The following is a 20318-nucleotide window of genomic DNA, read 5'->3' on the forward strand; positions in this document are numbered from 1 at the left end:
TGGGGATATTGGGACGAACTTTCGGATGAAATTTACCCTGGGAACGATTTGATCCTGGAGTCCATTTCACTAGGATTTTTGGCCGAAGTAGAATATAGCCACGAACATGGGTACAAACACTGGGGGCTGATGCTTTCTGGCCTGCAAGGTTGTTCTGATCCCTCTGCGATCGAGGGCGTTACAGTTCCTCTTTGGGACAATCCAACCGAACGTGAACCAACGCCAATCGAAATAAAGCTTTCAGCCTGGCTTACAGTAGCTTCTGATGCAGACGGACTCATGTGGTACTGGGGAATATCGTCACCAGGTGACCCGCCAGATTGCGATGAAGAAGGCCATGGCAATTATTTGCCTGGACTTCTTGAATGGGACGGGTCACCTGATTTTTGCAGCGATGGAGGTGCGCGAATAGTAAGGACAGAGCGTTACTATGCCGCAAAGGAAGTCTGCAATGAGATCCATGAAATCGCGCCAACGATTGAGTCATTGGAATTTGGCGGAACAACCGCAAGCCAAGTTTTCACTGAAAACTATGATAATTCGGCGTTTCCGGACTCTCTCCGGCTTTATCTTGACAATTGGATAACTTACAATGGACTTTCGTACCAGTCAGTCGTAAAAGATATTCGTACTGATGCATGGGATACTGTCGCTGGCGACTGGACAGATGACGCAGGTGATTATGCGCAGCTTTCGTATTGGAAAGGGCTCGGCGAGGATCCTGATTTCTGGTTCCTCGTCGTGAATAGACGCGCCCTTGCTCACGAGAAAGCAAAGGTCCGTGTTGAGATTGGCGCGTTAGAGCCTGGACTTGATTATGTAGTGCATTACCAACTTGCTGACAGCTTTGCCGAGGCCGTGCAGTTTCAGGAAGGTAACCACCTACCATTTGATGGAGCTTATCGCCAAAAGTTCGAAGTTGTCTTGCTGCCAGGGGAGGCCGAACTTGTTCATTTCTTTGTGATGGACACCAGCGACCTTGTGATTGAGGACACTACCCTAACACTAAAAGCACCTTACTATTACAACCGCAACATATTGCTGGATAATGCGACCGTAATAATTGAACCCGACACGGCACTTCAACGTTATCAGATTATCAAGAACGGTCAGAGTGTCGATCAGTGGAAAGATTCCCTTGAGATTCTGTTTGCGCCCGGTAAGGGGATTAAGCTGATCGAGCCAGACAGCGGATCTAACAAGCTGACTATTCTTGGCAATGACAGCACAAAGATAGTCTTGAAGTGCTCCAAAGGTAGTGGCAACTATTGGAATGGAATCTCCTTTGAAGGAAACCAAGGCGATAGCTTATTGCTAAGGAATACCGTAATAGCCAGCGCAAGCATCGGAGCAAATGCCTATCAGGGACCGGGCTATGCTTCATTTGAAGACTGTGAATTCCGCGCCTGTGCGTTTGGTGTAGTTGGAATTGGACAGCGAGAGTTTCGGATTGATGGCACAAGCTTCCGCGAGAACAAGACTTCTGCTGCATTCTTCACTGAAGGAGTGCAGGCCCAAATCATTGATTGCGACTTCGTTGACAATGAAAAGCACTCTTTGCGAATGTCTCGAAACTGCACAGGAAGTGTTGTGCAATCGAGCTTTGTAAATAACGGAGTTGGCCTAAGGGCAAACGATTGTGATCTTCGCTTACGTTGCGTAACGAGTACAGGAAATCAATCCGATGGCGTCTCTTTGACGAATGGTTCGATTGTAATGGCAGACACATCAAATGGATCTGTGCGCTACTGGGGAACAAATGACATCTACAATAATCGATTCGGCGAAGTTAGCTTGATAGACCCGCGTGCATTTGTGGTCGCCAATGGCGAGAATCGATTCGCTGATTCAAGTAGCAGTAACGCTGGGAAAAACAAGCTTGTGAAAGTACTTTTCACCAGGGAAGAGGCGGCGTACCTCAGATTCACCGGAAACAACTGGGGGGATTTGGTTGATTCTGCCGATATTGCCTTGTGTATTGTTCCTGAATCAATTTCCACAACTCCCATTGACACCGTTTTCGAGGCCTGTGAATGGGGCCAGGCTCCCGGAGAAGATGACGATGAATTAGATTGTTTCGTTGGTGGAAACGTCCTTGAAGAAACAAACAACCTAACGCAAGCGCAGGTTTCTTACAAGGACTTGATTGAGTCGGCGTCAAGTGGTTGCAAGATTGGCACTTCGGTATCTAGGTTGCTAGCAGTGAGTTTCCTCGACGGCGTTCCCATTGACACGACACTTGCATACCTGTCCGATGTGAAACAATCGGCGACAGACCAAGAGCTTGTCTCTGACCTCCTGATCGGGATTTCACACGGATTAGCGATGAAGGGTGATTTAGATAGCGCGCGAACGATACTTGAGGATGTTGTCAGTTACTCAGGTGACACTCTTTCGAGAAAAATTCCAGGACAAGTTGGTTTGCTTTCCCTTGACATACTAGAAGAAACTGCTGACACCGTTGATGGCTTAACTGCCGATGAGCTTGCTACTTTCATTGATTCTTTAGAACAAGTCATAGGTCAGTATGAAGTATGGTCACAATACGAGATCACAGACAGCGTGGTGATGTATGCGCCAATGCGGGTGGACAGTGTGATCAACGTGCGGGGGGACGGAGTCTTGACGATTCTGCCACACCCTAGCTACAAGAATCCTACCATCGAATTCGTCGATCAAGGTGCAATCAAAGTGTGGGGCACGGACACAACCAAGGCGAAGGGTAAACTCTATGTTTATGGGGAGCCAGACAGCCGAATTACGCTCCACTGGGCGGATTCTACAGGCACGAAGAATGTCTTCTCTGAACGTGGTTTTGTTAAGCTAAGGGATGCCGATTTTGTTGGAAACGGATTTGTCAATCAGACCCAGGATCTCACCGGTTATTTTAGTGGACTGCGTCGGGCGACGTTCCAAGCGGACTCTTGTACCTTCTCTTGGTTTGATGAAGGTGTAATGGTGCGTGCCACGGATACAACCAGTTACATGCGAGCATGCACATTTTCATATCTCGGTGGCAATGCGTTCTGGTATTCAGGGTTTGGCGCCGGGTTGGTCATGCTGAAGTCAGATGGATTTGTTATTGAAGACTGCGTATTTGATTCCAATGACGGAGTCGGAATATACCACGGGTTTGCAGAGGATGTTGTCATCAGAAATTGTCAGATCCGAAATGGCGCGAAAGCCGGCATCTACGGAGCCTCTTCAACCGGCGGTTCAGCACGCCTCGAATGCTGCACCATTGAAAGCAATGGCGACACATTGCCCGAGTTGTGGACATTGGGTGTAGTCTATGATCTTGTTGGCAGTCATTGCAGTTTTTCGGATAGCATGGGTCCGCTGATCAAATCAGACGATCCTTCGTATGTCGATCTCGAAAACGGAGAAAACTACTTCGAGGTGTGGAATGAGGGTTACTATGTCCAATCCGGTGACACAAACGAGACTTGGGATGTCACTTGGAACACATGGTCACCGTCAGTTCCGGGTGACGGGGATTTCTACGATTACCTGTGGCCGCACACATCATCCAAGTGGACACTGGATTCGTCACTCGCTTCATTCGTCAGCTGTGGGGAATACGGAACCTCGTCAATCGGCGGAGAATCGTGGCTGATTGTTGATCCGTTTGCGGAGGAGTCTGGAACGATGTCCATGGATGATGAAGAGTCGCAATCCGCATCACTGGCACTACCAAGCCAAATTAGTACAAAGCAGGCTACAAAGGAACGCACAACCAAAAGCGCGTCTAAATCTGTGACGAAAGCTCCAACCGAAAAGCTTATGGCTAATCGCAAGTTGGCCAACGCGGAGCGTATCGCGATGCATCACAAAGAACTTTCCGAATGGCGTGATCTGCGAAACGCTAATCGAAGCGATGTTCGTCAATCAGCGATCAAGTTTATTGAAGAAAACCGCTATTCTGAATTCGTACCGGCTGCACTTAGGGTAGTTGCGGGCGCGGCAAGGGAGCGCGGAATCGCAAAATACTCCAGCAAGTATCTTTCGGACTTTGCGGCCACTACCAAGAACATAAAGCAGCGAGTTTTGGCAGAACGGTTGTCGTACGAAGCTTTGGCTCTAGAAGGAAAACCCGGCGCCGCGCTTGCCGGCCTTGAATCCATGATGGAAAATGCCACTACGCCACGTGATTCAGCTCTTGCCCTACTTTCAGCAATGCAGATTTACTGCGACAACCATGGTTCGGGTGATCTTCAGGTTAAGTACAACCAAATTGCGGTTACGGATCCTTACGACCTTGTTAGGCGCACGCTGCAATTGTCTGAAAGACTCGACGATCCAACACTTGGTGAGCAGGTCACTGATACGGCCATACCGACGTCCTATGCACTGTACCAAAACTACCCGAATCCGTTCAATCCGACGACGGAGATCCGTTTCGATCTTCCCGAAGCAATCCACGCGGAACTGAAGGTGTTTAATATCCTCGGCCAGGAAGTTGCGACGCTCATGGATGACATGCGACCTGCCGGCGCCTATCGCCTTCTCTGGGACGGCAAGAACGCCGCCGGAATGACCGTCGCATCGGGTGTGTACATCTACCAGCTGAAGACGCCAAACTTCACCAACGCAAAGAAAATGATGCTGCTCAGATAGCATCTCAGGCTGACTTGAAATTAAAGGCCCCGGCGAAAGCTGGGGCTTTTTGTCTATGGTTCGCAAGTCTTGCATTGCTCCTTATCCTATCGTAAATTGTAACAAACTCACGAGACCCGCGCTTTCTGTGTTATCCTCCACGTTTGAAGGTTAAAACAAGGCAGAAAAATCGTAACATTACCCGTGAAATCGACCGGGAGTCATTTCGCTGATTTCTGTCGATTTGTTTCCATAGACGCGGGTCACAACTTGTCCACACTTTTTTGGTCATATTTTGGTCAACTGCATCGGAAGAACGCCATGAACCACTTGACATCATCAAAACTGCTTACTATCATAGCCTCAGGTCTTGGGAAACTGGTTGGACAACGAACCTCGGAGGCCTTGATCATGACGCGAATTCTCTCTGCATTCAATTTTCTGAAGCGGGTGGGGTTCGCGATTTTGTTGTTGGGGGGCCTGCTGTATGCCCAGCCGTACGAGCCATTTCGGTTGTACGATATGGTTGGAGACACAAACCAGCGAATTGGGGACGTCATATTCGAGCCGTTGGGTGACCAAGACGGGGACGGCTACACGGACTTCTTGATTAACATGGACGTTCTCAATGGACATCTTCGGATCATGTATGGCGGAGAGGAACCTCCCTACCGCACACTGGATTTTGCTTATTTGGATGTGGATACATCAGCGCAGACGTATTATTGGACAAATTACAGGCATAATACGGGGAAGTCAGCGTGTGCCGACTATACGGGCGATGGGATCGTCGACATATTTGTCGATCTCAAGCAGGACTTTTATGATCAATGCGACGCCTATATGTTTATCGGCGGCGGTGGCCCGGAAGAGTTCGACACGATCTGGGATTGGCGAAGTAACTATCCGGAAGCGTCGCACTTTGTGACGGGGCTGGGCGACTTCGACGGCAACGGAATTCCGGACTTCACGCGTGGAGGAGGTGCCTTTGCCGAAAGTTTTCTGTGGTATTTCAGTTGGTCGTGGCCAAACCCTCCCACAGAACCGACGTGGATGATCAATCGTGATGGTCCGGGCAACAATGGAAATTTCGCTGATTGTCAAGGGGTCGGGGATATCACGGGGGATGGGTGGCCGGATTTTATGGAATTCGTCTGGTATCCCGATTGGAGCAGGCATTACGAAGTCTGGTACGGCGGGCCAGAAGCGGATTCAACAGAAGACTACGCGCTGAATACAGATACACTGGAGTACGCAACTTGCTGCTACGGTATTTATGGTGACCTTAACGGAGACGGTTTGGCGGACTTGGGGTCGTACATTTTCGATCCGTTCGCTCCGCAAACGGGACCGGCTATCTATTACGGTCGGACACCGCTGAACCTAACGGAACCGGACGTGATGCTGGAGCATCATTCCGGTGAACAGATCACACCGGATGATGGACAAATTGTCGGCGACATCAACGAAGACGGGTACAATGATCTTGCCTTTCGGGACAATCAACGCGGGAGTTGCTACCTCTACTTAGGCGGCAACCCAATGGACAGCTTGTGGAGTTTCTATTTGCCGGTGGCGGAGTTTGACGGTTTTCGCACTATGTTAGTACGCGGTCTTGGAGACTTTAACGGTGATGGGATTGATGACTGGGCGATCTCTGGAAAAAAGTCCGTGGCCGGCGGTGTGCTTTCCAGGGTCGTGGTTTTCGCGGGCGACCGCAACTGGGGCGTCCCGGTGTCAGAAGAGCGGCCGGATGTCCCACACGATTTTGTATTAGGCACTCCCTTTCCCAACCCCTTCAACTCGGAGGTCATTGTTCCCTTAACCATCAGCCGCGTTGCGGGCAAACTGGATGTTTCGATTTACAACACACTTGGTCAGTTGGTCTACTCTTTTCCTGACCAGCATCTGACTCCCGGGAACACGCACTTTCTAAGATGGAATGGTACAAACCAAACGGGAGAAGCGCTTGCGTCGGGAAACTATTTCGTACACGGTAAACTCGGACAACAAGTACAGACGGCGAGGCTTGGATACCTAAAATGAGAACACTCTTCACACTTTTCCTCTTTGCAACCATCATACACGCCCAGCCGTACGAGCCGATCCGGTTGTACGATATGGTTGGAGACACAAACCAGCGGATTGGTGACGTCATATTAGAGCCGTTGGGTGACCAAGACGGGGACGGCTACGCGGACTTCTTGGTGAATGTCGACGGACTCAACGGGCATTTGCGTCTTGTCTATGGAGGACCCGAGCCTCCCTACCGCACTTACGATTTTGCTCACTTAGACATGGACACCACGACACGGACACTTGTATGGACGAGCTTCCGCTTTAACACGGGTAGTACAGCAATGGCCGATTACACAGGCGATGGAGTTACGGACGTCATGGTGGATCTGAGGGACTACAATGCTCATTTCCAGTGTGACGCCTATATGTTTATCGGGGGTGGTGGTCCGGAAGAGTTCGACACGGTCTGGGATTGGCGGAGTAACTATCCGGAAGCGTCGCACTTTGTGACGGGGCTGGGAGACTTCGATGGAAACGGAATCCCGGACTTCACGCGTGGAGGAGGTGCCTTTGCTGAAAATTTTCTGTGGTATTTCAGTTGGACATGGCCAAACCCTCCCACAGAACCGACGTGGACGTATGAGCGGGTGAATCCTGGTTCAGCAGGAAATTTCAGTGCATGCCAAGGGGTCGGTGATATCACGGGAGATGGCTGGCCGGATTTCTGGGAACACCTTCGATATCCTGACTGGAGTTTGCATGACGAAATCTGGTATGGCGGACCGGAAACGGATTCTATACCGGATTTTCAATTTGAGGTAGACACTTTGCCGTACCTGATAGACGTCTATGGTATTTTAGGTGACGTCAATGGGGACGGGATTGATGACATCGGGGGGTATGTGTTTGATCACTTTGCTCCACAGACCGGGCCTGCAATTTTCTACGGCGGACTGCCGTTGAATGTAACGGAACCGGATGTGATGTTGGAACACAATTCAGGGGAAGCGGTTTGGCTGGACAGGGCACAGACGGTCGGGGACATCAACGACGACGGCTATGAAGACATTGGTGTTGTAGATATCAACCGGTATAGCTGCTACCTCTATTTAGGCGGCAACCCAATGGACAGCTTGTGGAGTTTCTATTTGCCAGTGGCGGAGTTTGACGGTTTTAGCACAATCTTGGTGCGAGGGATTGGCGACTTCAACGGTGATGGGATTGACGACTGGGCGATCTCTGGCAAGAAATATAGTCCTACGATATCCAGAGTCGTCGTTTTTGCGGGTGACCGCAACTGGGGCGTCCCGGTGTCAGATGAGCGGCCCGATGTCCCACACGACTTCGTATTAGGCACTCCCTTTCCCAACCCCTTCAACTCGGAGGTCATTGTTCCCTTAACCATCAGCCGCGTTGCGGGCATACTGGATGTTTCGATTTACAACACACTTGGACAGTTAGTCTATACTTTTCCTGACCAGCATCTGACTCCCGGGAACACGCACTTTCTAAGATGGAATGGTACAAACCAAACGAGAGAAGCGATTGCGTCGGGAAACTACTTCGTACAAGGCAAATTCGGACAACAAGTACAGACGGCGAGGATTACATTGCTTAAGTAAAGGAGAAAGTCATGAAGTACGCAGGGAGGATTTTTCAAGTAGGGTTGCTGCTTTTGTGGATTCTATTCTCAGTCGGAATATCGGACGGAAAGAGCAAGTCGGATTTCCTCAAGGGCATCATGTTTTCACCGGGAGATGAGAGGATGCACTGGTGCGAAGACTGTGATACATCTTCTGGGGGATGGGATTTCAGGCGAGATTCGCTCATCGACTCACGTGGCGGCCTACAGGATGCGTTTGCGGACATGGATTCGCTGAATATCAATTGGTACTATCAATGCTATTTGACAAAACAAGACATTCAAGAGCTTGACCGCCCCGATCTATTCTTTTCTACGATTGCCTTGCCAGGGCATATGGAACAGTGGCTCGAAGCGTCACGATGCAATATGGACGTCGGATGGGAGCTTGAGAGGCATAGTCAAAGCTATTCCATAGAACTCGGCACGCGCACACTTTGGCCGGGTGCGAGTAATACAGTTGCAAGCACGGTTCCAGATCCGGACGTACCCAATGATCCCAACATTATGATTATGGAGACTATTGCAGGCACGGATTCTCCCGGTTGGATCATCCAGCCGGGTTCGTGGGAAGCGCAGAATACTAGTCAATTGGAAGACCCCAACGTCCGCCTGTTTAGTAGAAACGATGGCACTTCGAGCACACATCATCGTTGGGCAGGCGGCAACTTCGACCGTTGGTACCGGAGAGCGGGAGGCAGAACGGGGTTCTCCTTCATTCCATACTGCAAGATTCCTGCTGAAGCCCAAAGCGGCGATACCGTTGCCGCAATTGTCGTGTGCATGGCTACCCACACTGGTCACGCCACGGTTCCAGATAGCTTAGACATGAGAACGCCAGAGCAGGTTGGACTGCACCCCGAGGGCTGGAGAGAGTCTCCAAGAAGTGTTAGTTTAGGGGGATTGGAGAAAGGAGTGCAGGATGTCAGGTCAGAGACGGAGGTTTTCGGATGAGTTTAAGGTTCAGGTGGTGCAGGAGGTGCTTCAGGGAGCGAGTCAGGCTGCGGTAGCCCGCCGGCACAATGTGTCAGCGAACACGATTCTGCTCTGGCAGAAGGCTTACAGATCCGGTCGCCTGGGGGGAGGGGCGACCGGCGCGGTTTCGCCTGAAGTGCGGGCATTGGAAGTGCAAGTGGCGGAGCTGCAGCGGTTAGTCGGGAAGAAGGAAGAGCAGATCGAGTTTCTAAAAAAAACCGCCCGGCTACAAGAACAGCAGAACGCAGACAGGCCGTCACCTTCGAGCGCGGGACGTTCACGCGGAAAGAAGGATGTGCGCTGATGGATCTTCCGGAGAGCACATATTACTACCGTTCACGCACAGCGGATGACCGCCTGGCGCGAAGACTCGATTTGCAGGACCGGATAGAAACGTTGGCGTTTAACAAAGCCGGTTATGGCTATCGGCGCATCACCGCCGAGCTGCGTCGGCAAGGTGTGATTGTAAACCGCAAGCTCGTCTTGAAGATCATGAAAGAATCAGATCTGCTGGTCAGGCCGCTGCGCGGATTTACGATCACCACGGACAGCAGACATACGCTTCCAGTCTATCCGAACCTCTATCAGAACCAGTGGCCCACTGCGCCCGACCGCATCTGGGTGGCGGACATCACCTACATCCGTTTGCCGCTGGGCTTTGTCTATCTCGCTGTGATCCTTGATGCGTTCTCACGCAAGGTCGTGGGGTGGGCGCTGTCGAAAAGTCTCGAAGCCGATCTGGTCATCGAGGCCTTGACCATGGCTCTTTCCGAACGCAAACCACCTCCGGGCTTGATCCACCACAGTGATCGCGGTGTGCAATACGCCAGCCATGTTTACACCGATCTACTCAAGCAGTACGGCGTTCACATCAGCATGTCCCGCAAAGGCAATCCCTACGACAACGCGGTCGCCGAAAGCTTCTTCAAAACCCTCAAAAAAGAAGAAGTCTATCTGTCCGACTACCGCACCCCCGAAGAGGCACGGCGGCAAATCGGACGGTTCATCAACCAGGTCTACAACACAGAACGACTACACTCGGCCCTCGGCTATACGCCCCCCGCCGAGTTCGAACTTCAATACAATCAAACCCAAAACGCCGCCTAAACTAATTGGATACCGACTCCAAAATTTGGGGTGCAGTCCATTCTGTTCGGATCAGATTGATGGACTTGTCCAGTACTACAGATCTCTAAGTCCAATGCCGATTAATACCATAAACACGATGGGATGTTCCGACTTCTTGAGTCCGCCGGAAGTCGTGATTCAAGTTTCCGAAATGTCTCTGTTGATATCGTGGACGCCAATCCATAATGCAACAGCTTACGACATCGAACACAGTGACTCGCCGGATGGTCCCTTTGTATTTGTTGAGAGCACAGGAGCTACTTCAGTCGCGATTCCAATCAGCGAAGATCTTATGAAGTTCTACCGCGTCATTGCAAGGAACTAGCGCCAAGTATTGACAATCATCTTTAAACATGTGAACACCCCGAACACTACACCACAAAGTGAGGATAGAGGGCGGACGCTTGGAACTAATACTCCGCAGTGTTGGCCCTCTTCTGGTCCCACCCTTGGCCGTCACTTGGTTTCACTTGGTGCCGAATACAATGATGAACATCGCCTCGTTTAGCAAGCATGACATTGCAAATCAGACATTCTTCCTGAGCAGCAAGACTGTTAACTGGCCACTTCCCCACCCTAGTTTCAGGACCTGGGTCACGTGATTGGCCGTCACTTGGCACCGTTTGGTGGCGTTTGCGTGACCCAGATTTGACCCCGTTTGGTGGAGCTTGACATCGCAGGCGAGTTAAAACAAGTATTTACATGCGTTTATTTGTGGAACTCTCACGCCGGTAACACGGGTTCGAATCCCGTACGCGCTACTAAAAATCAAGCCCTTAGGTTGTTGCCTAAGGGCTTTTTGCTATTTGGGACCAGCGGATAGCGTTGAAGATTCGGCACTCTCGCTCAGGCACCACTGATCCAAGATACTTAAGCATCATTGACCCGTCCAGAATGATAACAGTAAGATGAAGCATCCGTGCAATCAGGGGAACTGCCCCTGAGTTTGATCCAAGTTGATTGAAATGTATGCATATGGCTCATCATTTGCACCCTAATAGGGAAAATGTAGTGAAAACACCACGGAGTACCCAATGGTACCGAAAAGCAGCAAATCCATGGTCGTGCACAAGGCGCAGAGCTTCCAAATTGACCCGCACGCGGCCATTTCCGAACTCAGAGAGAAGTTGAATTGTCCCAACATGGCTGGTGTCGTCTTCTTTTGTTCGGTTGATTACGACTTGGAAGCGCTGGGTCAGGAATTGAAGAGCACGTTTTCATGTCCGGTAGTCGGTTGCACGACGGCCGGTGAAATCGGGCCGAACGGATACAGCGACCATAGTATCACGGCATTCAGCATGGAAACCGAGAACCTTGAAATTCACCCGTTTCAAATTCCGGAGCTCGACAAATGCGGGGCCATAGAGCTTGAAGAGATATCTGGGCGAATAAAAGAAACGATTAGAAATCGTACGTCGGAACTGCCGGACACTAAGCCTTTCGGATTTTTCCTGATTGACGGATTGTCTTTGAAGGAAGAACAAATTATCGGCCAGTTGTACTACACACTTGAATCACTTCCGATTGTCGGAGGCTCGGCGGGCGGCGGAGCTAATTTTGATCCAACGTTCGTCTATTTCGACGGGAAGTTTCTGGCGAATTCCGCGCTGTTTACTCTGTTCATAACTTCTCATCCGTTTGAAGTCTTCAGGACACAGCACTTTGTTCCAATGGAAGGAAAACTGGTCATCACGAAAGCAAAGCCGGAAGAACGGCTGGTGATGGAAATAAATGGCAGACCCGCTGCTCAGGAATATGCCCGCTGCCTCGGACTCTGCAACGATGACTTAACAAGCGAAGTTCTCGCCATGCACCCCGTGATGCTGAAACTTGGCGGCGAGTACTATGTCCGCTCGGTAATGCGCAAGCTGGACGACGGATCCCTGCAGTTTGCTTGCGCAATTGACGAGGGTCTCGTATTGACAATGGCTGACGGCGTGGACATCATTGACAACCTGCAAAACTCGCTTGACGAACTGTCAAACAGAATGAACCCGCAGGTGATTATCGGATGCGAGTGTTTCTTCCGCAAACTTGAGGTTATGGAAAAAGACATTCGAGATTCGATCAGCAGAATCATGTCCCACCACAACGTGATAGGATTTCACACGTACGGTGAGCAGATAAACTCGGTGCACGTGAATCAGACATTCACAGGAGTCGCAATCGGAGCGGAATAATGTCTGACATGCGGGAATTAGAAGACCGACTTGCCGAACTCGAAGACGAGCTTACGAGCCTGCGGGCGATCAATGCCGCGCTGATGAGCCGTGTGGAACGAAGCACGGACTCAGCGGGAAGCTCGTTTTCCCTCTTCGAGTCCAACATTCTGCTCCAGCAGCGCGTGCAGGAACATACGAAGGACTTGCAGAAATCAAATGAAAAGCTGCAGGAAGAGATCACCGAGCATAAACGGACGGAGAATGAGCTTCGCAGAACGCAGAAGCAAACACGTCAGATCATCGACACCGCGCTCGACGCCGTGATCGCATTCGACCGCAGTTGGAACATACTCGATTGGAACCACCGCGCCGAGGAGACTTTCGGCTACAGCGCGACAACGGCATTGGATGGCTTAACTTTGTCGTCATTGATCGCGCCGGGAGGTCACGACAAACTAAGTCACTACTTGACCAGCCGTGATACCGAACACACACAGACACGACGCACGCTTGAGCTAACAGCGCGCCACCGGGACAGTCACGAGTTTCCCGTGGAGATTGCGGTGTCGTTGCTGCACGCGGGCGAGACACCCGTCTTCAGCGCCTTCATCCGCGACATCACCGAACGAAAACTTGCCGAAGAAGCGCGCTATAAGACACTATTTGAAAACTCGCCTGTCGCCCTAAGAGAAATGGATTTCGCAGGCGTCAAAACCTATGTTGACAAGCTGGCGTCGCGGGGAATTCACGATTTGCGGGAATATTTTCAACAGTTTCCGGAAGCGGTAGAACATTGTCTCACATTGGTCCGTGTCATTGACGTAAATTTAGCAACAGCGAAGTTGCTGCGGGCCGAGAGCAAGCAGCAAGTGCATGATTCATTCGGCGATTTGTTCCGTGGCGACTACGTAAAGACCTTTGTCGACGAACTCGTTTCCTTGGCGTCCGGAAAAGCCAACTTTGAAATGGAATCGCAAATGTCCTCGCTGGATGGTCAAACCATTTTTGTCGCGATCAGCGTATCCATAGCGCCGGGACATTTGAACACGTGGTCGAAAGTGTTTGTGTCCATGCTCGACATTTCGGACCGTATCCGCGCGGAACAAGAGAAGAGCAAATTGGAAGCTCAGATTCGTCAGAATCAGAAGATGGAAACGATTGGCACGTTGGCGGGCGGAATCGCGCACGACTTCAACAACATGCTTTCGCCAATCCTTGGCTATGCGGACATCATCGCGGACGCTCCGGACGACACAGACTCCGTGCAAGAGGCAATACGGAACGTCGTGGCGGCAGCGCTGCGCGCCCGCGATCTTGTCAGGCAGATACTCACATTCAGCAGGCAAGTTGAACATGAGATGAAGCCAATACGACCGGCGCCTCTTGTAAAAGAAGTACTGGACTTGTTGCGGGCTTCGCTGCCAACGACCGTCGCTCTGTCATCCAAGGTTGATTATCAGTCGAACGTCATAATGGCCGATCCGACCCAGATTCATCAGGTCATATTGAATTTATGCACGAACGCGTTTCAATCTCTGGAAAATGCTTCGGGGACGATTCAAGTCAGATTGCAAAACATTACGCTAACGAACGAGCCTGAGAACAATACGGACAACCTTCATCCCGGTGACTACGTGTGCCTGACAGTCTCGGATACGGGCTGCGGCATCGACCAAGCGAATATCGAACGCATCTTTGAGCCGTTTTACACGACGAAGGAGGTCGGCAGCGGTACGGGAATGGGACTTTCCGTGACGCACGGGATAGTGCAAAAACACGGCGGCAAAATCTCAGTGGACAGCGTCCGCGGAGTCGGCACAAGTTTTCACGTATATTTGCCGTCCATTGTCCAGCGGGACGCAAACACCGAAGACCATTTGTCAAGACCACTGCACGGAAACGAGCGCGTCTTGGTAATTGACGATGAAGAGCTTGTCGCAAAGACTACGGGGAAGCAGCTCGAACGTCTCGGCTACAAGGTAACGATTGTAACGACTCCCAGTGAAGCTCTTAAGCAAATACGTACCGCACCGGAGTCATTTGACGTCGTCGTTACTGACCAGACAATGCCGGAAATTCCGGGACATATGCTTGCCAAGGAGATTTCGCAGATCAGACCGGACTTGCCGATTCTTCTTCTCACCGGCTACAGTCAAGTCACTGTAGTCGAGGAGATTCACTCATGCGGCATTCACCAAGTCTTGATGAAACCTGTAAGCTCCGCGGACTTGTCCACCGCGATACGGCGCGCTTTGGCCACAAAACAAGAAAAGTGACGTGAACCATTTCGCTCGCAATGAGTGTTCCTTGCAATCCTGCAACTGAACGTGAGTCGTATCAGCACGACACAATAAAGCAAATGAAAAGAGCCTGCTTACAGCAGGCTCTTTCGTTACATGAGTTTTCGCGGACTTTAGCAGCCGCCGGTGATCTTTTTAGGTTTCTTGGCGACGATCTGCGGTTTGTCTTTCATATCCTTGATCAGTTGGTCGATCGTTTGTTTGGCTTGCAAACGGAAGTCAGCGACGTCCTGATCGTAGCGGCCTCCGTTCAGTCCGTCGTACGGATCGGTCAAAATCTCTTCGCGGAATTGATGCAGCCCGCCTTGAAGTACGGCGAGGTTTCTGTAGCCGATTTCATCCAAAACGTGGTAAGCCCGCACGGCATCGTCGACGTTGGAAGCCACCATAACCTTCTTTACGTGACGCTGAGCAAGAACGCGGTTCCACTCTTTTCCAAACAGGCTTTCGGTTTGAATATTGATCGAGCCCGGCAGAGCGAACTTGTTGAACGACGCCGTGTCACGCACGTCAATTACTTGGATATTCGGTTCACGGTCGACGATCCGGAATGCGAGTTCGTCCGCGGTCATATATTCTGCCGGATGTTCGGCGACGTACTCGGGCTCAGAGACTTTTTCGATGATGCGCATCTTGCGGTTCGGCAAAGTGATGAGCATAACTCCGGCGAGAACTGCCACGGCGGCGGCGACGGCGTGTCTGCGAATGTGAAAGTCACGCGCCGGAGCGAACGGGTTCACGCGCTTTTCAATCATGCTTGTCACCGCAAAAGCAATCAATGCCACTGCGACTAAAAGAAACGCAAACCAGCCGGCGGTCATGCCCAACGTGTCGTATATGCGGATTGGGCCAAATGCCGAGGAAACGTAGAATGACTTCCACGACGGATAGAATTCTCCGAACGTGAAGACGCCAAGTCCGATACCGCCGATAAAGAAGAGGGCGTCAATTTTGCCGATGGCCGCAGCGCAGACGCTGGTACCGGGACAATAGCCGCCGAGAATAAAACCGACTCCCATGACAGCGCCGCCGACGAGCGCGGGCCACAGCCAGAGCGGATTGATGTAGATCATTTCCGTGTCGAGCAAGCCCGCATAGCTCAGCAGCATGATGCCGCCCATGGCCGTCGCGGCCGCCGTGAAGAAGACACGCAAGACGGTGAAATCGTAGCCGTAAAAAAGTCCGGCGAGCCGTCGGGACGAAGAGAAGCCGGCCTGTTCGAGCACCCAGCCGAAAGCAATGCCGAGAAACAGAGCGACCACGAGGTTCATTTCATTTGAGATTAGGTCAGGAACAAACGGTCCCATAGTAGTTTTTACTCCAGTTCGTTTAGATCCACAACCTGCGGAAGAAATAGGCCACCAGATAGCCCGTGCCGAAGATGGCGAGCATGGTAACAAAGCCCGCGGTCGAGAGCACGGCCATGCCGCTCAATGCGGCGCCGCTTGTGCAGCCGCGCGCGAATTGCGCACCAATGCCGAAGAGCGCACCGCCGATCACGGCAAAGATCCAACGTTTCGAGTGCGAGATTCTTGGACCGCCTTCAGTCCGAAAGGACAAACGGTCGGAAATGAGTCCTGAAAGAAACGCTCCGATCAACACACCGATCAATTCAAAGACAAGCCAAGATTTTAGCGGGCTGTCTTTGCCTTCTTCGAGATACGGGCCATAGTAGGGCGACGCTTGCGCATGTTCCGGCGCGACGGCGTCAACGGTCACAATGACGGCGTCTTTGATCGCGCCACTGGCTCCGAGTCCTCTTCCCGTAATGAAAATGCTGGCCAACAAGACAAGTCCGAGAAAGAACCCGGCCAAATAGGGATTCATATATTTTGTGGTAATTTTCTCCATTAGTCCACCATCTCCGCTTGACGTTCCGCTTTCTGTTCCATCTGTTCGTGGTCGTCGGTATGCAGGTCCTCAAATCCCGTGACCATCGCCTTAAGATTGGACGTCAGCGTTCCACCGGTCGTCGCCAGATAAACATGCGCAACGAAGAATCCGATCAACAGGAACGCGCCAAGCGTATGGATGACCGCAACGACTGATAGGCCTTTAATGTTTAGACTGATAATTTCGAATTGCTGTGGATAACGGTAGAACATGTAGATTAACCCAGACGTCACGACGATGGGAATGACGAGCACTTTCAGACCGGCATACACGAGTTTTTGCAGCGGATTGAGCTTACTTAGAACCGACTTTCGCGTCGGATGAGGAGCGCCTCTGAAAATACCCGTGATGTAGTAATCAATTTGCGCACGGATGTTCGTCGTTGTCGGAACGTACTGCCGCCACTCTCCGCTGGTGAGGTGCCAGAAGATCGCGAAGCTGATCAGAATCAGGAAGGCAATCGCGGCGAAGTTGTGAATCTGCACGGCCTGACGGAATCCGAAGAATTTCAGCGAACCGTGAATTTCAAATCCGGTTACACCGAGCAGAGAAATCAGGATTGCCTGTGCCCAATGCCAGAAGCGTTCGAAAGCCGGGTAAACGTATTCGCGTTTCATAGCTCGGCTCCTTTCCGACGGCGGGAAATCACGAAGCGCGCCGCGCCGTGCACCATCACACCAAGCAAAGTCAGAATCAGGATACCAGCTCCCGCCCTGTCAATCCAGATGTTGCGGTCACGACCGGGCATATAGAAATCCGTCAGGTTCGCCAACCGGCTATCGGTGCGCGAGTGGCACTCGGAGCACGTCACGGCTTTCTTTGCGGGAGCGACCATGTGATTGACCGGCCAATACATGTTCGTGTTAGTGAATCCGAATTCGCCGCTGTACGGCAGACCGACTTCATTCATGCCGGCCGCACAGGCTTTCTGCCAATCGAATTCATTCCAGTATGCGCTGTCGCCGGGATGTGTCGAAACAGTCTTGGGCTGGATCAGGTAATTGTTTTGCGTGTCGTAGATTTGTTTCGAGCGGTGTACTTTCACCGGAATAATCTTCGAGTCCGGATCGTTGTACGATCCCTGCAGCGAATTTATTTTCAGCGTGTCACTCGGATCGAATTTGTCGCCGAGCAAATAGTGCGATGCAGTGCCGTTGAACCACGCGTATTCGGGTTTCAAGTCCTTGCCCCACACAAAGGATCCCTTGATGGACATATACGTGTCCACGCCAAGCGAATCATCCTCAACTTCAAACGGTTTGCCGTCACGCAACTGTCCGGCCGTGGACCAATCCCATTGGACTTTGGTGGGATTTTCTTTGGCATAGGTTGGGATGTGACAGGTTTGACACGCGACTTTGAGAGTGTGGTTGTTCAGAATATTGTCGGCATGCGGCAGATCACCGTGGCAGCTTTCGCAGCGAACGCGGTCGCGGTTCATCGAAGAAACGGAGTATGATTTGCCGAGCATCTGGTGCTGGTCGGCAGTGTGACAGGCGACGCACTGCATATTCACGCCCTCAACCGCCATATGCACGTCGAGATCTTTTGACGGATCGAACATGGCCATGTCCAAGTCGCCGTGCTTAACGTTGTTTCCTCCGCCGCCGAAGAAGTGGCACGTGCCGCAATTCGTGCGCGTGGGTTTGCCGACCTGCTTAGCAACTTCCGTCAGGTCGACGTTAGGATTGGGCATACCCGCGCCGGCCTTTATGTAGAGGTTGCTCTGATCGTGACAAGCCAAGCAATCAACGTTGTACGGATTGTGAAAATCGAAATTCGCGTCGCCCCATCCGTAGCCGATGTGACAGCGGTTGCAGGCCTGTTGATTGCCGGAGATGCCGATGCAAAAGTTGTTGAGGATGTTTTTCTTGCCGACCTTTCGGATACCCTGACCTTCAATGTACTCCATGCGTTCCCAATTCCAGTGGGAGGAATTCATGACTTCAAGGTGCCGTTCAGTGTGGCAACTGATGCAGGCTTTGGTGACGTCCTGCGGCTGTTCGAACGGTCCGTCGAGTACGTCAAATTTGGCGTGGTCGACGGAAGGTTTGTGCTTGACCGAATACTCCGAACGCAGATATTCAAGCGGAGTCCGGTCAATGCTTTTTTCCGGCAATATGTTCAGCACCAGCAGAATCGCCGTTCCCAGAAAAGCCAGTGCCAGAAGGATGCGTCTCATAGCGCAATCAGACAATCGTCCCTAAGTTTATGAATAAGAACTACGCGGCAAGTTTGTCGAGCCGTTGACGGAGAACTTCCATCGGCGCCAAACCTACCATTTGATCGACGAGTCTGCCGTTCTTGAAGAACAATACGGTCGGAACGCCGCGAATTTTGAAACGCATCGCAGTTTGCATGTTCTGCGACACGTTTAGTTTGATGATTTTGACTTTGTCCGCATATTCGGGCGCGAGTTCGCGGAGCATGCCGCCTAAGACTTGGCACGGCATGCAGGTCGGTGACCACAAATCCAACATGACTGGCAATTCCGACTTGATAACGTCGTTTTCAAAGGTCTCGTCCGATGTTTCGAGCGGCTTGACGGTGTTGCCGCCGCCGAAGATTTTGTCCATCAATCCCATGATTCTACTCTATCTTTGTGTTTGAAAGTTGTATTCTTTTTCTTCAGGCGGCGTGGCGACAATTTGTTGACCGGCGGCTTTCCATTCGGCAACTCCGTCGCGCAGGCTTGAGGCCTGATAGCCGTGTTTTCTCAAGATGCGCGTCGCTTCTCCCGCGAGCAAGCAATACGGTCCGCGGCAATAGGCGACGACCTGCTGTTCGCGCGGCAGCGTGTCCAGCTGTTTTTCGAGTTTTGCAAGCGGAATCGAAATCGCGTACGGCAAGTGCGAGGCTTCAAATTCATCTTTGGGCCTCACATCGAGCACGATCACTTTCCCGTCTTTGGCAAGCTGCATAAGTTTGCCGCGATCCACGTCCTCAAGCTCATTCGAACTTTCGCGAATTTGTGAGAGAGCCCTGTCCACGTCAGCCAGATGAGTCTCCGCAACCTGTCTGACCATGCTGACCAGCTCATGGACGAGAGGGCTTGCAAGGGAATATATCATGTAAGTACCCTTGCGCTCGGCCTCAACCATTCCGGCTCCTCTCAGGACTTGAAGATGCTGTGAGGTATTAGCGAGGCTCATTCCGGTGTTATCAGCGAGGGTCTCGACACTTTTCGAGCACTCGTGAAGCAACTCGATGATTTCAATCCGCTTAGGGCTTGAAAGGACACGCCCGATTTTGGAAAATTCGTTGTGCAGGGTGTCGCGAAGACGAGTAAGGCTTAACATTTCTCAATTTCTCAATTATACAATTGACTGATTGAGTATACACTCAAATGCTCAAATTGTCAAGAGACCACGCAAGTAGATAGAGGTTTGTGTGACAACTCGACAATCGACCCGGCAGGATCGTTGATTATATAATGGATATTGAAGTTACGAACTGGAAGTCCTTGGTGACTCAGATTGAAATGTTCGCTTAATTTCCTTTTATAGTAGAATCTGGTCCAAGCTCAAATAGGAGTTGGGAGTTTGCGGACAGGAATCCGAAATACAATCTTGTTGGCGGGGCCGCTGCTGTTCTGGGTAACGG

At 51.4% G+C, this 20318-nt stretch carries 15 protein-coding genes; 9 read left to right on the plus strand and 6 right to left on the minus strand.

Features of this window, described 5'->3' with window-relative positions; all coding sequences use genetic code 11:
- Nucleotides 1-48 precede the first annotated feature (48 nt).
- The 9 genes from H6507_07325 to H6507_07365 all read left to right on the plus strand — a co-directional run bounded on the left by H6507_07325 (nt 49) and on the right by H6507_07365 (nt 14798).
- Nucleotides 49-4617, plus strand: a complete 4569-nt coding sequence (locus H6507_07325; GenBank protein ID MCB9368897.1) for a right-handed parallel beta-helix repeat-containing protein — start codon at nt 49-51, stop codon at nt 4615-4617.
- A gap of 300 nt (nt 4618-4917) precedes the next feature.
- The gene (locus H6507_07330) at nt 4918-6642 is read left to right on the plus strand and encodes a T9SS type A sorting domain-containing protein (GenBank protein MCB9368898.1); all 1725 of its coding nucleotides are present in this window, start codon (nt 4918-4920) and stop codon (nt 6640-6642) included.
- Nucleotides 6639-8237 carry a T9SS type A sorting domain-containing protein gene (locus H6507_07335; GenBank protein ID MCB9368899.1) on the plus strand — a complete coding sequence of 533 codons (1599 nt, stop codon included), beginning with the start codon at nt 6639-6641 and terminating at the stop codon, nt 8235-8237. The genes H6507_07330 and H6507_07335 overlap by 4 nt, the downstream gene beginning before the upstream one ends.
- 11 nt (nt 8238-8248) lie before the next feature.
- Nucleotides 8249-9211: a hypothetical protein gene (locus H6507_07340; GenBank protein ID MCB9368900.1), complete on the plus strand. Its 963-nt coding sequence runs from the start codon at nt 8249-8251 to the stop codon at nt 9209-9211.
- Nucleotides 9180-9536 (plus strand): transposase, encoded by a 357-nt coding sequence (locus H6507_07345; GenBank protein ID MCB9368901.1) that lies wholly within the window; start codon nt 9180-9182, stop codon nt 9534-9536. Before H6507_07340 ends, H6507_07345 begins: the two co-directional genes overlap by 32 nt.
- Complete coding sequence (locus H6507_07350) at nt 9536-10339, plus strand: IS3 family transposase (GenBank protein ID MCB9368902.1); 804 nt, start codon at nt 9536-9538, stop codon at nt 10337-10339. The genes H6507_07345 and H6507_07350 overlap by 1 nt, the downstream gene beginning before the upstream one ends.
- Before the next feature lie 94 nt (nt 10340-10433).
- Nucleotides 10434-10685: a hypothetical protein gene (locus tag H6507_07355; protein MCB9368903.1), complete on the plus strand. Its 252-nt coding sequence runs from the start codon at nt 10434-10436 to the stop codon at nt 10683-10685.
- A 709-nt stretch (nt 10686-11394) separates the two neighbouring features.
- Entirely contained in the window at nt 11395-12540 is a 1146-nt protein-coding gene (locus H6507_07360) for an FIST C-terminal domain-containing protein (GenBank protein ID MCB9368904.1), read from the plus strand.
- The gene (locus H6507_07365) at nt 12540-14798 is read left to right on the plus strand and encodes a PAS domain S-box protein (GenBank protein MCB9368905.1); all 2259 of its coding nucleotides are present in this window, start codon (nt 12540-12542) and stop codon (nt 14796-14798) included. Before H6507_07360 ends, H6507_07365 begins: the two co-directional genes overlap by 1 nt.
- Before the next feature lie 137 nt (nt 14799-14935).
- Here the strand turns inward: H6507_07365 and H6507_07370 are convergent, their stop codons facing one another.
- Genes H6507_07370 through H6507_07395 form a run of 6 tightly spaced genes read right to left on the minus strand, consistent with a single transcriptional unit; the run spans nt 14936 to nt 20014 of the window.
- Nucleotides 14936-16129 (minus strand): YeeE/YedE family protein, encoded by a 1194-nt coding sequence (locus H6507_07370; GenBank protein ID MCB9368906.1) that lies wholly within the window; start codon nt 16127-16129, stop codon nt 14936-14938.
- A gap of 22 nt (nt 16130-16151) precedes the next feature.
- Nucleotides 16152-16673, minus strand: coding sequence for a YeeE/YedE family protein (locus H6507_07375; protein ID MCB9368907.1), 522 nt, complete (start codon nt 16671-16673; stop codon nt 16152-16154).
- The gene (locus tag H6507_07380; GenBank protein MCB9368908.1) at nt 16673-17332 is read right to left on the minus strand and encodes a cytochrome b/b6 domain-containing protein; all 660 of its coding nucleotides are present in this window, start codon (nt 17330-17332) and stop codon (nt 16673-16675) included. Before H6507_07380 ends, H6507_07375 begins: the two co-directional genes overlap by 1 nt.
- Nucleotides 17329-18897, minus strand: a complete 1569-nt coding sequence (locus H6507_07385) for a tetrathionate reductase family octaheme c-type cytochrome (GenBank protein MCB9368909.1) — start codon at nt 18895-18897, stop codon at nt 17329-17331. Before H6507_07385 ends, H6507_07380 begins: the two co-directional genes overlap by 4 nt.
- Before the next feature lie 40 nt (nt 18898-18937).
- The gene (locus tag H6507_07390) at nt 18938-19300 is read right to left on the minus strand and encodes a thioredoxin fold domain-containing protein (protein MCB9368910.1); all 363 of its coding nucleotides are present in this window, start codon (nt 19298-19300) and stop codon (nt 18938-18940) included.
- A 9-nt stretch (nt 19301-19309) separates the two neighbouring features.
- Entirely contained in the window at nt 19310-20014 is a 705-nt protein-coding gene (locus H6507_07395) for a metalloregulator ArsR/SmtB family transcription factor (GenBank protein MCB9368911.1), read from the minus strand.
- Between the last annotated feature and the right edge of the window lie 304 nt (nt 20015-20318).

The organism is Calditrichota bacterium (genome assembly GCA_020637445.1).
Classification (GTDB): domain Bacteria; phylum Electryoneota; class RPQS01; order RPQS01; family RPQS01; genus JABWCQ01.